The organism is Microbacterium sp. SSM24, from assembly GCF_025989145.1.
In the GTDB taxonomy this organism is placed as follows: Bacteria; Actinomycetota; Actinomycetes; order Actinomycetales; family Microbacteriaceae; genus Microbacterium.
The window spans coordinates 2,014,399-2,028,945 of sequence record NZ_JAPDNQ010000001.1 but is presented as its reverse complement, the minus strand read 5'-3'; the positions used below and the strand labels follow the sequence as shown (position 1 = coordinate 2,028,945).

Here is a 14,547-nt window from a genome sequence, read left to right as displayed (position 1 = left end):
AGGTCCTTTCGTGTGTCTCGAGGCGCTGCTGCGCCCGGACTCGATCGTCAGCTGGAACGGTCGGCGACGGCCTGGGCGAAACGGGTCAGGGCCTCTCGGACCGGACCGTCGGGCAGCGGGGCCAGCGCGGCGACCGCCTCGTTCGACCACGCGCTCGCGAGGTCGAGCGTGGCCTGCGTGGCCTCGTGGTCGCGCAGCTCGGCGAGCGCATCGTCGAGGATGCCGGGATCGGCGCCGTCGGCGATGCGTGCGACGCCGTCGTCGATACGGTCGCGGAGCGCGCGGGAGGCGGCATCCGTCCGCTCCGAGAGCACGAGGTACGGCATGGTCGGCACGCCCGCGCGCAGATCGGTGCCGGGCACCTTCCCGGTCTCGTCGGGATCGGCCGACAGGTCGATGACGTCGTCGAGCAGCTGGAACGCGACGCCGGCCTTCTCGCCGAACGTCACCATCGGCTGCTGGAACTCCTCGGGGCCGTTCGAGAAGATCACGCCGGCCTGCGCGGCGGCGGCGATCAGCGATCCGGTCTTGTCGGAGAGCACCTGCAGGTAGAACGCGACGCGGTCGTCGCCCTCCTGCGGGCCGACGGTCTCGTGCATCTGACCGAGCACGAGGCGCTCGAAGGTGTCGGCCTGAAGCTGGATGGCGCGATCGCCGTGGCGCGCCATGATCTGGCTCGCGCGCGAGAAGAGGAGGTCGCCGGTGAGGATCGCGACGCTGTTGCCCCACACCGCGTGGGCGCTGGGCACACCGCGGCGCTTGTCAGCGGCATCCATCACGTCGTCGTGGTACAGCGAGCCGAGATGGGTCATCTCGAGGGCGGTCGCGCCGTCGATCACCCGGTCGGTCGCGCCGTCGCCGAGCTGCGCCGTGAGGAGTGCCAGCACCGGGCGGATGCGCTTGCCGCCCGCGTCGTACAGGTAGCGGCTCGTCGTGTCGGCGAGCGCGTCGGAGCTGCGCAGCTCGTGCTCGAGCGCGGCGTCGACGCGCTTCAGGCCGGCCTCGACCGCGGAGAGCAGCTTGCGGGACCTGGTCCCGGCGAAGATGCGGTCGGTGAGGCCCAGCTTGCCCGCGATGCGCGAGCCCGGCGCTGAGGGAGTCACATGCCCAGCCTACCGGGGCTCTCAGGGACCAGTCGTCCGGCTGCCCGGGCCTGAGTCGCCAAGACACGCCGACGCGGCGTCGCGGGTGCGGCGTGTCTTGGCTACTCGTGCGACGAGGGCCGCTCAGGCCGGCTTCGTCGCGCGGTGCAGGGCGACGATGCCCATCGAGAGGTCGCGGTGCGCGACATCCGTCCAGCCCTGCTCGCGGATCCACGCCGAGAGGGTGCGCTGATCCGGCCAGTCGCGGATCGACTCGTTGAGATAGTCGTACGCCTCGGCGTTCGAGCTCATGGCCCTGGCGACGACGGGCAGCACGCGATCGTTGTAGAAGCGGTAGAGCCCGTTGAAGACCGGCGACGGCGGGTGCGAGAACTCGCACACCACGAGGCGCCCGCCCGGACGCGTGACCCGCAGCAGCTCGGTGAGCGCCTTCTTGGGCTCGTTCACGTTGCGCAGGCCGAACGACATCGTGACGGTGTCGAACTCCGCGTCGTCGAACGGCAGGTCGGTCGCGTCCGCCTGGACGAACGAGAGATTGCGGATGCCGCTGTGCCGGCGCCGCCCTTCGGCGATCATGCCCGGCGAGAAGTCCGCCGCCACGACGGTCGCGCCGCTGCGGGCGAGCGCGACGCTCGACGCACCGGTGCCGGCCGCGAGGTCGAGGATGCGCTGGCCGGGACGAGGCGCCACGGCACGGGTCGTCGCGGCGCGCCAGAAGCGATCGTTGCCCATGCTCAGCACGGTGTTGGTGCGGTCGTAGGCGGGAGCCACCTGGTCGAACATGCCGCTCACACGCGAGGGGTCCTTGTGCAGGTCGGCGCGGTTCGGCTCGTGCTCGGAGGGGTGGGATGCCACGCGACGAGTCTAGGCGCGCTCGGCGCTCACCCGAGGTCGAGGGCGGCCAGGCGCGCGAGCCACTCCCCCGGCGTCGCATCGTCGAACGGCGCCTCGCCGGCGATCACGCGGCGCTCGAGGTCGACGGCGAGCGCTTCGAGCCGTTCGACGACGTCGAGCGGATAGCCGTACGCGACGCGGTGCTCATCCCATTCGTCCCGGTCGTCGATGTAGACGCCGAGGTCTTCGCGGTCGACGACGTCGAGATCCATGTCGATGCCGGTGGGCTCGTCGCCGTCCCACCGCACGTCCCACGCGAGGTCGATGTACGTGCGGGTGCGGTGCGGCGCGGCATTGCGGGTGAACACCCAGTCGCCGCTCGGCGGCACGAGGGTGACATTCGGATGCTGCGGCGCGAACGTGCGGCCCGGGCGCGAGCTGTCCCACCCGGGGAGCTGGCCGAACCACTCGCCCCATCGGTCGCTGCCGAGGTACACGCACTCGTGGATCCAGTGCGGGCCGCCGTCCCATTTGCGCCAGCGGAAGAGCAGCCGGGTGCCCGGCACAGGGCGGTCGGAGACGGCGTCGTCGGTCACCCAGCGAGTCTAGGCTTGACGTGTGACCGCTTCGCACCCCCCGCCGCAGCTGGTGGTGCAGACCCGCGAGATCGATCCCGTCGAGGATCTTCTCGCGTTCGCCGATCCCCGATCGCCGCTGGCGTGGCTGCGCCGCGGCGAGGGCATCGTGGGCGTGGGGCACATGGTCACCGGGTACGAGACGGGCGTCGAGGGGTTCGATCCGGATGCGCTGCCGTCGCCGGCCGACGCCTGGCGGGCGATCGCCGCGACCGCCGAGATCGACGACCCGGTCGGCATCCACGGCACCGGCCTGGTCGCGTTCGGCACGCTGGTGTTCGATCGCAGCTCGCAGGCGTCGAGCCGTCTGATCGTGCCGCAGGCGATCGTGGGTCACCGCGACGGGCGCGCATGGATCACGACGGTCCGGTCCGTGGCGTCGACGGCGCCGGCGCCGTCGATCGCACCGATCCCCTACGGCCCGTACTGGTCCGCCACCCTGGGCCCGGGCGCTCTCGACCCCGAGGGATACCAGGCTGCCGTGCGGAAGGCCCTCGACGCGATCGCCACGGGCGAGGTGCGCAAAGTCGTGCTGGCCCGCGACCTCGTCGGCACCGTGCCGGCGGGCGCCGATCTGCGCCGGCTGGTCCGCGCCCTCTCCACCGGATACCTCGACACGTGGACGTTCGCGGTCGACGGGCTCGTCGGCGCGAGTCCCGAGACGCTCGTGACCGTGTCGGGCGGTGAGGTGACCGCCCGCGTCCTGGCCGGCACGATCCCGCGCGGAGCCGACGGCGAAGGCGATGCCGCGGCATCCTTCCGCCTCGCACACAGCGACAAGGACCTCGACGAGCACCAGTACGCCGTGCAGAGCGTGCTCGAGGCCCTCGCCCCCCACGTGAGCTCGGTGCGCGCGGACGACGAGCCGTTCGCCCTCGAGCTCCCGAACCTGTGGCACCTAGCGACCGACGTGGCGGGCGAGATCGCCGACCACGCGTCCGCCCTCGACCTCGTCGCGGCGCTCCACCCGACGGCGGCGGTGGCGGGGACGCCGACGGATGCCGCGATGGAGGTCATCCGGCGCATCGAACCGTTCGACCGCCGACGCTACGCCGGCCCGGTCGGGTGGGTCGACGCCCAGGGCGACGGCGAGTGGGCGATCGCCCTGCGCTGCGCGCAGATCGGCGCCGACCCGGTGCGGGGGTTCGCCGAGTTCAGCGACACGATCCCCGTCGTCGCGCATGCCGGCGCCGGGATCGTGGCCGGGAGCGACCCCGAGACCGAGCTGCTCGAGACCCGCGTGAAGTTCCGCCCGATCGTCGACGCGCTGGCCTGAGCCCCGGAGGCCCCGCCCGCCGCGCGCGCGGCGCATAACTCCTGCAGGTTCGCGCCCCACCCCTCCGATCGGGCCCGATCGGCGCCATACATCACCGTCGTGCAGGAGTTATGCGCCGCGGCCGGCTCAGACCGAGCGCTGGTAGGCCCGGATCGAGCGCACCGCCCAGGTGAACGAGAGCGCGGCGAGAACCGCGAGCCCCGCGAGCTGCCACCAGCCCTCCGCGGGGTAGGCACCGCCCAGCGCGCCGCGCCCGAGTTCGACCGCCCAGTTCATGGGGTTCCAGCGGGCGACCGTCTGCACCCACTCGGGCAGCAGCGACGCCGGCATCATCGTGGTCGACAGGAAGGTCGCCGGCAGCACCACGAGCTGCGAGAGGCTGATGAGCGCGATCTGGTTGCGCGTCGTCAGCGCCACCGCGGTCGAGGCGCAGCAGAAGATCGTCGCCAGGAGCGTCGCGACACCCAGCGCCGCAGCGATCCCGAGCACGCCCCCGGGGTAGCGCGCGCCGGCGAGCCAGCCGATCCCCAGCACGACGAGCGACTGGGCGACGTTGACCACGAGCTGCTGGAGCAGCTGCCCGGTCACGATCGCCGACCGCGAGATCGGCGAGGTCAGGTACTGGTCCATGACACCGGAGTTGATGTCATCGATGAATCCGGTGCCCGCCCACGCCCCGGAGTACAGCACCGTCATCATCAGGATGCCGGGCACGAGGTAGTCGATGTAGCCGGCCGAGCCGAACTGGGGCAGCTCGCCGAGCGAGGAGAACACCGCGCCGAAGAGTCCGATCCAGATGATCGGCTGGATGAGCGACATGACCGGGCCCCAGGCCTGTCGCGCCTGAGCGATGAGCCAGCGCCGCAGCACCTGGCCGGTCTGCGTGAGCCATCCGGCACGCGCGGGGCGCGCACCGGGAAGGGCGAGGGTGGTCATGCTGCTGCTCCTTCCGTCACGGCGTCCGCCGCAGCGTCGCCGAAGGTGTGGCCGACGAAGTGCAGGTACACGTCGTCGAGGGTGGGGTGGGATGCCGCGACCTGCCCGAACCGCACGCGGGCGGCGTCGAGCGCGGCGATGACCGCACCCACCGCAGCCGAGGCGTCGTCGGTGCGCGCAGCGAGTACGCCGTCGACTCCGGATGCTTCGACCACGACGTCGCGCAGGCCGGGGACTCCGGCGACCGCGCGGCGGACGACGGCGACATCCGGCTCGATGAGCGACACGCGCACGGAGTCACCGTGGAGGGCCGCCTTGAGCTCCCCCGGCGTGCCCTGCACGACCGCACGGCCGCGGTTGACGAGCAGCAGCTCGTCGGCGAGCCGGTCGGCCTCCTCCATGTAGTGCGTCGTGAGCACCACAGTGAGCGCCTCCTCGGCGGACAGCCGCCGGATCTCGGCCCACATCGCCGCCCGGGCCTCGGGGTCGAGACCCGTCGTCGGCTCGTCGAGGAACAGCACGCGCGGCCGGTGGACGAGCGCGGCGGCGACGTCGAGGCGGCGGCGCATGCCTCCGGAGAAGGACCCGACGGGCCGACGGGATGCCTCGGCCAGCCCGAACTCGTCGAGCAGCCGCTTCGCTCCCGCACGGGCGTCGACGGCGTTCACGCCGCGCAGCCTCGCGGCGATCACGAGGTTCTCCTCCGCGGTCAGCAGCGGATCGGTGCTCGACCCCTGCGAGACGTAGCCGATCGCCCCGCGGACCTCGTCGGCCTGGCGTGCGACGTCGAGCCCTCCGACCCGCGCCGTGCCCGACGTCGGGCGGGAGAGCGTCGTGAGGATCTTGGTCGTGGTCGACTTGCCCGCCCCGTTCGGGCCGAGGAGCCCGAAGACGCGTCCGGCCGGGACTGTGAAGCTGAGACCGTCGAGCGCCCGCACCGCCGGCTTGCGCGAGCGTCCGGGGTAGACCTTCACGAGGTCTTCGGCGACGATCGCCGATTCGGTGTTTTCAGGCATGGCGAAGCATCCCTTCCTTCATTCGATGGGTTGATTTGTACGGAATCGACCTTCACGACCCCGCGCGAGGTCGATTTCGTACAGATGAGGCGACGAGCTGCGGAGCGCTACGACTTCTTCTCGGGGGCGAAGAGCATGCGTGCGAGCACGAGCATCATGAGCGCGAAGCCCGCGGCGAAGGCGACGGGCGTCCACCACCAGCCGACCGTGAAGACGAGCACGGCGATCACGCAGAACGTCACGATCCAGATCGCGGCGGTGTAGATGCCGAACCGCGCGGCGGTCTCCGGCTCGCGCTCGAACCGGTTCGCGGGCTCCTCGGCATGGGCGCGACGCGTCCACGCCTTGTGGCGGTTGGTCTGGGTAGCTCCGAGGAAGGCGAACAGGATGATCGAGGCGATCACCCCGAGGGCGGCGAAGACGACGCACCACACGGGGAGCGCGCCGACCACCACGAGGAATCCGAACGCGACCCCATAGGCCGCGAGGAACGTGGCGGCCGCGAACCCGCCGGCGCGGTTCTCGGGCATGGGGTGGTTGGTCGTCGTCTCCTGGTGGAGCGAGTCCCCCACGAGCAGTCCGAGCGCCGTCGACGCCATGCCGAAGAATCCGATCACGGGACCGACGACGACCGGCAGGATCCCCGTCGCTCCCAGGACTCCGAGCACGATCCCGACGACTGCGGCGAGCGACCACACGACCGCGCGCACCACGAATCCGGCCTTGGGCTTCACGTGGTACCGCTGCTGCAGCGCCGCGTATCCGGAAGGACCGGATGCCGCGGCATCCGTCCCCTCGTCCAGCAGCTCGCGCACGTCGCCCAGCTCGGCGACGGCGGTGCGGGCTGCGTCGGCCGGCGTGCGTCCGCCGGCCTCGAGCTCGGCGGCGCGGGCCACAAGGTTGGCGCGCACCTCTTCCTTCAGGTCCTGAGCGTCGGGCGTCATGTCGACGCCTCGGAAGGCCTCGTCGAGGAGGCGGTGGATGTCGGTGTTCTCAGTCATTTGTCCAGATCCTTCACGTCGAGGAGCGCGTCGATGATGCGCCGGGTCGCCGTCCAGGCGGTGACGTTGCTGCGGAAGACCGCGCGTCCGGCGTCGGTGATGCGGTAGTACTTGCGGCGGCCGCCCTGCGTCTCGTCGCCCCAGTAGGACTCGACGAGGCCGTCCTTCTCGAGGCGGCGGTAGGTCGCGTAGAGCGTCGCTTCTTTGATCTCGTGGTCGCCGCCGGTCGCGTCGCGGATCGTCTTGTAGATCTCGAAGCCGTACCGGTCGCCGCGCCGCAGCACACCGAGCACGATGGTGTCGGTATGGCCGCGCAGCAGGTCGGCTGCGAAGGCGTCGTCCTTTGTCATGTCGAGTACTGTATCACATCAAGTACTCGACGACGCAAGCATCTATATCGCATGAGTGTCTCGACGCCTAGACTCGCGCCATGTCGTTCGACGTCGCCGCCGAGGCGTACGACCGGTTCATGGGCCGCTTCTCACAGCCGCTCGCCGTCGAGTTCGCCGGCTGGGTCCCGATCGCGCAGGGCGCGCGGGTGCTCGATGTGGGCTGCGGACCCGGCGCGCTGCTCGCCGCCCTCGCCTCGCGGACCCCTCCCGACCAGCTCGCCGGCATCGATCCGTCCGAGAGCTTCCTCACCGCCGCGCGCGCCCGCTTCCCGTGGGCGGACCTGCGTCACGGATCAGCCGAGGCCATCCCCTTCGACGACGACGACTTCGACGCCGCGCTCGCCCAGCTCGTCGTGCATTTCATGACGGATGCCGCCGCCGGCATCGCGGAGATGGTGCGCGTCACGCGACCCGGCGGGACGATCGCCGCCTCCGTCTGGGACTTCGCCGGCCGCCGCGCTCCGCAGAGCACGTTCTTCGAGGCGCTGGCGTCCGTCGCGCCGGGAATCGACGACGAGACCGGGCGAGCGGGTGCCCGCCGAGGCCACCTGGTGTCGCTCCTCGAGCAGGCGGGCTGCGCGGACGTCGCGGAGGACGAGCTGCGCGTCTGCGTCGACTACGCCGACTTCGACGAGTGGTGGGGCCCGTACACGCTCGGCGTCGCCCCCGCGGGTCGGCAGCTCGCGGCGCTGAGCCCCTCCGACCGCGAACGGGTCCGCGCCCGCTGCCGCGAGCTGCTGCCGTCCGGCCCGTTCACCATCGCAGCCACGGCCTGGGCGGCACGCGGAGTCGTGCCGGCCTGACGTGCCGCGCCGGGAAGCGGCGCCCCGCCTCAGGTCGCCGCGAGGCGCTTCTTCTCGGCCTCGACGTCGAACGTCGCAGCGGGCCACTGCGGGTCGATCTCCTCGAGAGCCTCGAGCAGCAGGTGCTGGACGGCCAGTCGCGCGTACCACTTGCGGTTCGCCGGCACGACGTGCCAGGGCGCGTAGTCGGTCGACGTTCGGTCGAACACCTGCTGGTAGGCATCCATGTAGGTCGGCCAGAGCTGCCGCTCGTCGACGTCGCCCGGGTTGTACTTCCAGTGCTTGTCGGGGCGGTCGAGCCGCTCGCCGAGCCGCTCCTTCTGCTCGTCGGACGAGATGTGCAGCATCACCTTGACCACGCGGGTGCCGGCATCCGTCAGCTGCTTCTCGAACGTGTTGATCGCCCCGTAGCGGCGCTCGATCTCGTCGTGCGGGGCGAGCTCGCGCACCCGCCCGATCAGCACATCCTCGTAGTGCGAGCGGTCGAAGACGCCGATGACGCCGGGCTCGGGCACCCGCTTCGCGATACGCCACAGGAAGTCGTGCTCGAGCTCGTCGGGCGTCGGCTTCTTGAACGCCGTGATCGACACGCCCTGCGGATCGACCGATCCGACCACATGCCGCACGATGCCACCCTTGCCCGCCGAGTCCATCGCCTGAAGCACCAGCAGGACCGAGGCGTGCGTCGCGTCGACGCGACTCCGTGCGAACAGGCGCTCCTGATACTCGTCGAGCTGCTGCGCGCCCGACGCCAGGTCCTCGGCCGCCTGCACCTTGTCCTTCTCGTAGCCGGGGTTCGCCGACGGATCGACGTCGGCGAGCACGAACCCCTCGCCCACGCGCAGGAGTTCGGCGACATCCCCGGTCCAGTGCTTCTGGCTCTTGGCAGTCATGTGCCCATCATGGCGGGCCGGACGCCGCGAACGCGAGGACGGATGCCGCGCCCCGGCCAGCACCGCTACCGCTCGAGCGGAACCTCGATGAGCTGCCGACCGCCGACGGGCGACGTGAGCGCCTGATCGAGCGCGGAGCGCGTGGTGACGCGCCGGTACTCCCAGCCGTACGCGAGGGCGAGGTGCTCGAGCCGCACCGTGTGCGGGGTGAGCAGCACGCGATCCATCGCGTCGGAACCCGCGACGTCGGCGACCTCGAGTCCGTCGAAGATGGTGCCGCCGCCGTCGTTGCCGACGATCACCTGAAGGCGCGGCTCTTCCTCGGCGGGAGGAAGCAGCAGAGCGCCGACGTCGTGCAGCAGGGCGAGGTCGCCGAGCAGCACGCGCGTGACCCCGGGCCGACCGTCGCCTTGACTGGCCAGTGCGATGCCGGTCGCCGTCGCGACGGTGCCGTCGATGCCCGCCAGCCCGCGATTGGCGTGCACGGGCACCTTCTTGCCCCCGAGCACCTCGTCGGCGACGCGCACGAGACGCGACGAGCCGAAGACGAGCCGATCGTGCGGCCACGTCGCGCGCCACACGGCATCGACCAGCGCCGCGCGGTCGAGAGGCGCCCGCACGGCGGCGAGCTCGGCCGCGATCGCACCGAGGCGCTCCTGCGGCACCGCGGACGACAGCGCGTCCGCGTCGGGTGCGGGCGGCGCGAGGTCGACGGATGCCTCCCGCGAGGCATGGAGCCACGCGCCGAGCCATGCGCGATCGGGGTCGCCGTTCGCCACGGCGATCGCGTCGACGGCCGTCGTCGCGCCGTTGAGATTGAGCGGCTCGCCCGGACCGCGCACGGCGATGACCTCGACCTCGGGATCGGACAGCAGCGCCGCGACCTCACGGCTGAGGGTCGGATGCCCGAGCACGACCACGCGCTCGATGCGCCCGCCCAGCTCCGGGTCGCGCAGCAGACCGCGATACCCGTGCACGAGGTGGCGGCCGAAGCGCGCGCCGCTCACGATCTCGGCGATGAGCGGCCACGAACCGGCGTGCGCGAGCACCTCGGCATCGGGACCCGCGTCGGCCCCGGCGACGACCACGGTGCGCGGCCCGGCCACGAGCACGAACGGGTGATCGTCCGGGTCGTCGGGCACGTCCGCCTCGCCGATCCCTCCCCCGCCTTGGTAGAGGGCGCCGGATGCCTCGTCCTCGACCTCCTCCGCCGCGGGCGGGCCGTCGGGGTGGGCGTCGGGCGCGACGGCGAGCTCGGGACTCGGCACACCGAACCACGCGGGCAGGTCGCCGGCGAGCGGCTCGCGGAACGGGAGGTTGAGGTGCACCGGTCCGGCGGACCGCAGGCCCGCGCCGAGCGCGGCGGCCACGGCCTCGTCGGCCACACCACGCAGCATCGCACTCTGCTCGAGGTCACCGGTCGGGTCGCACTGCTCGGGCACGGGCAGGTCTGCCTCGTAGCGCACGGTCGGGGCGAACATGCCGGGCTGGCGAGTGGTCTGGTTCGCTCCGACCCCGCGGAGCTCGGGAGGCCGATCGGCCGTGAGCAGCAGCAGCGGCACCCCCGCGTGGTGCGCCTCGAGCGCGGCGGGCAGCAGGTTGGCGACGGCGGTGCCCGACGTGCAGACGACGACCGCCGGCATCCGCGTCTCCCGTCCGATGCCGAGCGCGGTGAAGCCGGCGACGCGCTCGTCGACGCGCACATGCAGGCGGATCGCGCCGCGGCGCTCGAGTTCGGCCGCGACGAGGGCGAGAGCCTGCGAGCGCGATCCGGGACTCAGCACCACGTGCGAGACGCCGAGCTCGACCAGGCGGCTCAGCAGGGCGGCGGCGGCGTCGGTGGCAGCGGAGGCGAGTCCGCGCTCGGCGCCTGACACGGTCAGCCGACGGCTCCGCGCTGCCCGCGCTCGTCGTCGCCCTCGTTGGGGCGGACGGGCGGGTCGGCCGGCGCATCCGGCGCGGCCGAGGAAGGAGCGGCGGGCGCGGCGGTTCCCGCGGCGTCCGACGCGGCGGCCGGCGGATCGGTGGACCAGCGGGGGTCGTCACCCTCGGCGTCGAGCTGGGCGAGCTCCTCCTCGAGGCGACGGATGCGCTCGTCCTGATCGGAGATCGCCCCGAGGCTGCCCAGGAACTCGGGGTCGTCGTCGGGCGCACGTCGCGCGGCGAGCGCGGCGCGCCGTGTGCGACCGACCACGAGCCACAGGAGGCCGCCCAGCACGGGGATCAGCACGACGATGAGGATCCAGACCGGCTTGTTCACACCGCGGTGGCGGGTCGGAGGCTGCACGACGCAGTCCACGATGGTGTAGACCCAGAAAGCCGTCGCCACCAGGGCCAGGATCAGCAGGGCCCGCGTCATGCCCCCATCCTAGGCGAGCCGGGAGCACCCGGGCCGCCCCGTGACCGAACCGTCGCCTCACCCTCTTTGCCGAGCGGGCGCAATCGACCGCCGATCGGCGCCGCGCTCGGTGATCCGTGCACTCTCGGCACGCTCCAGCCGACCAGCGCACGGCGATTACGATGGACGGGTGAAAGCTCGCTCCGCCCTGGTGTACTCGGTGCTGCGGCTCCTCGCGTTCCTCGTGCCGTTCGCGATCCTCATGCTCTTCCCGATCATGCGGCAGTACTACTGGCTCGCAGCGATCTTCGCGGCCCTCATCGGCCTGAGCCTGTCGATGCTGTTCCTGCGCCGCCCGCTCGATGAGATGACCTCCGGCATGGCGGAGCGCCGCGAGCGCGACCGCCGGGCCGTGAGCGACGAAGAGGCCGAGGATGCCGCGATGTCGGGCGATTCCGCTCCGACAGCGGACCGTTCAGCCGACGGTCCGGCGCCGGGCGAAGCATCCGACCGCACTGCCGACTGAGTTCGCGGTCGTCGCCGCGGCCACGGACACGGCCAGGGCAGCGGCGACGGCCGCGGCCAGGCGGATCAGCCGATGAACGCCCAGAGCAGGAACGCGCCGTACGCGACCGACGTGAGCGACGTGAGTCCGAGGGCGACGACCAGCTCGCGCGGGTCGCGGTACGTCCACACGATCAGGATGGCCGGAAGAGCCGCCAGCAGCACGAGAAGCGTGAGCCACGCGATCGGGTAGAACAGCGCGAGGAAGATCGCGATGCCGAACGGCGCCAGCACGAAGATGCTGAACAGCCAGCGCGTGGCCGTGCGGCCGATGAGCACCGTGAGCGTGCGCTTGCCGGCCGCGCGGTCCTGGTCGATGTCGCGGAGGTTGTTCGCCAGCAGCACGGCGCACGCGAGGAGACCCGCGGCGACCGCGCCGAACCAGGCCTCCTGGGGCAGCGAGAGCGCCTGCACCCACGTGGTGCCGAGCGTGGCGACCAGGCCGAAGAACACGAACACCATGACCTCGCCGAGGCCGTAATAGCCGTAGGGCCGCTTGCCGCCGGTGTAGAACCAGGCCGCCACGATGCACACGACGCCGACGGCGATGAGCCACCACTGCTGCGTGCGGATCGTGATCGCGAGCCCCGCCACAGCGGCGATGCCGAAGAACAGCAGCGCGGCGGAGAGCACCGCGCGCGGCGACGCCTTGCGCGACGCGGTGAGCCGCGCAGGACCCACGCGGCGGTCGTCGGTGCCTCGGATGCCGTCGCTGTAGTCGTTCGCGTAGTTCACGCCGATCTGCAGGGCTACCGACACGATGAGGCAGAACAGCGCGATCACCCAGTGGAACTGGTCCACGACGAGCATCGCCGCGCCCGTGCCGATGAGGATCGGCGTCACGGCGAGCGGCAGGGTGCGCAGGCGCGCGGCGGCGATCCAGTCGCTCGTCGTCGCGGGCTGCACCGCGCGCGGATCGCGCGCCTGGTGCGGCTTCTGCGGATTGCCGCGCGCCGGCTGCTTCTTCGGACCGGGATGCTTGCGCTTCTTGCTGGGAGTGCCTGCCACGGTTCGTCATCCTAGACGCCGTCCGTTTGTGCGGGAAAATGTGCGCAACACGCCCGGCGTGTGCGTCCAAACGCCCGCACAAACGGAAGGGCCGGTGGGCCTGGCGGGGGACGCGGGCGGGGCGCAGGATGGACGCCATGCTGAGCATCGGATCGATCGTGCTGACCGTCGAGGACATCGAGCGCGCCGCCGCCTTCTGGCGTGAGGCGCTGGGGTACGTGAACCGCGGCGAGCCGAGCGACGACTGGCTCATCCTCGACCCGCCCGGCAAGGCGACGTGGGCCGCGCCGGGGGCGAGCCTGGCGCTGTCCGTCACGGGATACCCGCAGCACTATCCGCCGCGCATCCACCTCGACCTGTACGCCGAAGACCAGTCGGCCGAGGTGGCGCGCCTGCTCACGATCGGCGCGCGGAAGGTCGACTGGGACGACTACCCCGCCGACGCCGACTGGATCGTGCTCGAAGACACCGAGGGCAACCGCTTCTGCGTCGTGGACACGGGGCCGTTCAGCGCGGCGTGACGGCCGGCGGACGATTCACCCGGTGAATCGGGGCAGCTCTTCAGTGCAGCGCGGCGACGGCGCGGCGGATCGCCTCGCGGTCGGGCTTGCCCGACGGCAGCGTGTCGAGCTCATCGACGAGGACGAGCCGGGACGGCCGCGCGTGCGGCCCGATGCCGTCTCGCACCGCCGCGCGCGCCTCGTCCAGCTGGACCGACTCGCTGCGCCGCAGCACCTCGCCGCGCGTCGCGACGATGACGGATGCCTCGCCCCACCGCTCGTCGGGAACCCCGACCACCACGGCCGAGGCGAGGCCGGGAACCGATCGCACGATGGCCTCCACCCGATCCAGCGACACGTTGACCCCACCCGACACGATCACGTTGTCGATCCGCCCGCGGACGCGGAGCACGCCACCGTCGAAGAGTCCCGCGTCTCCCGTGCGATACCAGCGTGTGCCGTCCGGGTCACGCAGGAACGAGGCCGTCGTCTGCTCCTCCGCCTCCAGGTAGCCGTCGGCCAGGGTCGGGCCGGACACCTGCACCTCGCCGTCGGCGATGCGCACGCCGACGCCGCGGAGCGGAACGCCGTCGTAGACGCATCCACCCGAGGTCTCGGTCGAACCGTAGGTGCGCACGACGTGCACACCCGCCGTCTGCGCGCGCTCGAGCGTCGCCGACGGGAGAGCCTGCCCGCCCACGAGGATCGCCTCGAAGGACCGCAGCGCGGTCAGGACCGGAGAGTCGTGCTCGGCTGCGTCGAGCAGCTTCGCCAGCTGCGCGGGCACCAGTGACGTGAAGGTCGGGATGCGGCGGCCGCCCTCGCTCGAGGCCATCATCAGCGCGGTCGCTGCGAACGCCTGCGGCGTGAAGGCTCCCGCCATGACCGCCGGCTCGCGGTCGGCGACGATCGAGCGAACCAGCACCTGGAGACCGGCGACGTAGGTCGCCGGGAGCGCGAGCAGCCATGCGCCCTCGCCGAGCCGGTCGGCCGTCGCCATCGCACTCGCCGTAAGGGCGTCACGACTGAGCACGACGCTCTTGGGCACGCCGGTCGACCCCGACGTGGTCACGACCACGGCGGTTCCCGCGCGCACCTCGCCGGGGAGACCGCTGACGAGACCGAGGCCCAGTGCCGGTCCGGCGCCGTGCAGAGCACCCCGCAGTCCTCGCAGGATCTCCCGGGGATCGTCGCCGACGACGGGCTCGAGCTTCATCGGTCTGCAGAACGCCACGGATGCGTGCTCGA

The 14,547-nt window shown here is 72.0% G+C and carries 16 protein-coding genes; 4 read left to right on the top strand and 12 right to left on the bottom strand.

Annotation, left to right across the window (positions count from 1 at the left end):
• Positions 1 to 47: 47 nt before the first annotated feature.
• From OL358_RS09345 to OL358_RS09335, 3 genes are all read right to left on the bottom strand, one after another.
• The gene (locus tag OL358_RS09345) at positions 48 to 1,103 is read right to left on the bottom strand and encodes a polyprenyl synthetase family protein (RefSeq protein WP_264709703.1); all 1,056 of its coding nucleotides are present in this window, start codon (positions 1,101 to 1,103) and stop codon (positions 48 to 50) included.
• A 123-nt stretch (positions 1,104 to 1,226) separates the two neighbouring features.
• A complete protein-coding gene (ubiE, locus tag OL358_RS09340) occupies positions 1,227 to 1,958 on the bottom strand; it encodes a bifunctional demethylmenaquinone methyltransferase/2-methoxy-6-polyprenyl-1,4-benzoquinol methylase UbiE (RefSeq protein ID WP_264709702.1) in 732 nt (243 codons plus the stop codon).
• Between the two features lie 26 nt (positions 1,959 to 1,984).
• A complete protein-coding gene (locus OL358_RS09335) occupies positions 1,985 to 2,533 on the bottom strand; it encodes a DUF402 domain-containing protein (protein WP_264709701.1) in 549 nt (182 codons plus the stop codon).
• A gap of 22 nt (positions 2,534 to 2,555) precedes the next feature.
• On the opposite strand from OL358_RS09335, the gene OL358_RS09330 reads away from it, so the two are divergent.
• Positions 2,556 to 3,848: an isochorismate synthase MenF gene (locus tag OL358_RS09330; protein ID WP_264709700.1), complete on the top strand. Its 1,293-nt coding sequence runs from the start codon at positions 2,556 to 2,558 to the stop codon at positions 3,846 to 3,848.
• 126 nt (positions 3,849 to 3,974) lie between these two features.
• On the opposite strand, the gene OL358_RS09325 is transcribed toward OL358_RS09330, so the two are convergent.
• The 4 genes from OL358_RS09325 to OL358_RS09310 form a co-directional block, all read right to left on the bottom strand.
• On the bottom strand, positions 3,975 to 4,784 hold the full coding sequence (locus OL358_RS09325) for an ABC transporter permease (protein ID WP_264709699.1): 810 nt from the start codon (positions 4,782 to 4,784) through the stop codon (positions 3,975 to 3,977).
• Positions 4,781 to 5,800: an ABC transporter ATP-binding protein gene (locus tag OL358_RS09320; protein WP_264709698.1), complete on the bottom strand. Its 1,020-nt coding sequence runs from the start codon at positions 5,798 to 5,800 to the stop codon at positions 4,781 to 4,783. The genes OL358_RS09325 and OL358_RS09320 overlap by 4 nt, the downstream gene beginning before the upstream one ends.
• 107 nt (positions 5,801 to 5,907) lie before the next feature.
• Complete coding sequence (locus OL358_RS09315) at positions 5,908 to 6,801, bottom strand: permease prefix domain 1-containing protein (RefSeq protein ID WP_264709697.1); 894 nt, start codon at positions 6,799 to 6,801, stop codon at positions 5,908 to 5,910.
• Positions 6,798 to 7,151: a PadR family transcriptional regulator gene (locus OL358_RS09310; protein ID WP_264709696.1), complete on the bottom strand. Its 354-nt coding sequence runs from the start codon at positions 7,149 to 7,151 to the stop codon at positions 6,798 to 6,800. The genes OL358_RS09315 and OL358_RS09310 overlap by 4 nt, the downstream gene beginning before the upstream one ends.
• Before the next feature lie 80 nt (positions 7,152 to 7,231).
• Here OL358_RS09310 and OL358_RS09305 point away from each other — a divergent pair, with 80 nt between their 5' ends.
• Positions 7,232 to 7,996 carry a class I SAM-dependent methyltransferase gene (locus OL358_RS09305; RefSeq protein ID WP_264709695.1) on the top strand — a complete coding sequence of 255 codons (765 nt, stop codon included), beginning with the start codon at positions 7,232 to 7,234 and terminating at the stop codon, positions 7,994 to 7,996.
• Between the two features lie 29 nt (positions 7,997 to 8,025).
• Here OL358_RS09305 and OL358_RS09300 read toward each other — a convergent pair whose 3' ends face one another.
• The 3 genes from OL358_RS09300 to OL358_RS09290 all read right to left on the bottom strand — a co-directional run bounded on the left by OL358_RS09300 (position 8,026) and on the right by OL358_RS09290 (position 11,248).
• Positions 8,026 to 8,889, bottom strand: a complete 864-nt coding sequence (locus tag OL358_RS09300; RefSeq protein ID WP_264709694.1) for a PPK2 family polyphosphate kinase — start codon at positions 8,887 to 8,889, stop codon at positions 8,026 to 8,028.
• A gap of 65 nt (positions 8,890 to 8,954) precedes the next feature.
• Positions 8,955 to 10,766, bottom strand: a complete 1,812-nt coding sequence (gene menD, locus OL358_RS09295; RefSeq protein WP_264709693.1) for a 2-succinyl-5-enolpyruvyl-6-hydroxy-3-cyclohexene-1-carboxylic-acid synthase — start codon at positions 10,764 to 10,766, stop codon at positions 8,955 to 8,957.
• A 2-nt stretch (positions 10,767 to 10,768) separates the two neighbouring features.
• Positions 10,769 to 11,248, bottom strand: coding sequence for a PLD nuclease N-terminal domain-containing protein (locus OL358_RS09290; protein WP_264709692.1), 480 nt, complete (start codon positions 11,246 to 11,248; stop codon positions 10,769 to 10,771).
• Positions 11,249 to 11,417: 169 nt separating this feature from the next.
• Between OL358_RS09290 and OL358_RS09285 the strand changes: the two genes are divergently transcribed.
• The gene (locus tag OL358_RS09285) at positions 11,418 to 11,753 is read left to right on the top strand and encodes a DUF4229 domain-containing protein (RefSeq protein WP_264709691.1); all 336 of its coding nucleotides are present in this window, start codon (positions 11,418 to 11,420) and stop codon (positions 11,751 to 11,753) included.
• A gap of 65 nt (positions 11,754 to 11,818) precedes the next feature.
• Here the strand turns inward: OL358_RS09285 and OL358_RS09280 are convergent, their stop codons facing one another.
• Positions 11,819 to 12,799 carry a 1,4-dihydroxy-2-naphthoate polyprenyltransferase gene (locus tag OL358_RS09280; protein ID WP_264709690.1) on the bottom strand — a complete coding sequence of 327 codons (981 nt, stop codon included), beginning with the start codon at positions 12,797 to 12,799 and terminating at the stop codon, positions 11,819 to 11,821.
• A 137-nt stretch (positions 12,800 to 12,936) separates the two neighbouring features.
• On the opposite strand from OL358_RS09280, the gene OL358_RS09275 reads away from it, so the two are divergent.
• Positions 12,937 to 13,320 (top strand): VOC family protein, encoded by a 384-nt coding sequence (locus OL358_RS09275; protein ID WP_264709689.1) that lies wholly within the window; start codon positions 12,937 to 12,939, stop codon positions 13,318 to 13,320.
• Between the two features lie 40 nt (positions 13,321 to 13,360).
• On the opposite strand, the gene OL358_RS09270 is transcribed toward OL358_RS09275, so the two are convergent.
• Positions 13,361 to 14,515: an AMP-binding protein gene (locus OL358_RS09270; protein WP_264710268.1), complete on the bottom strand. Its 1,155-nt coding sequence runs from the start codon at positions 14,513 to 14,515 to the stop codon at positions 13,361 to 13,363.
• Positions 14,516 to 14,547: the final 32 nt, after the last annotated feature.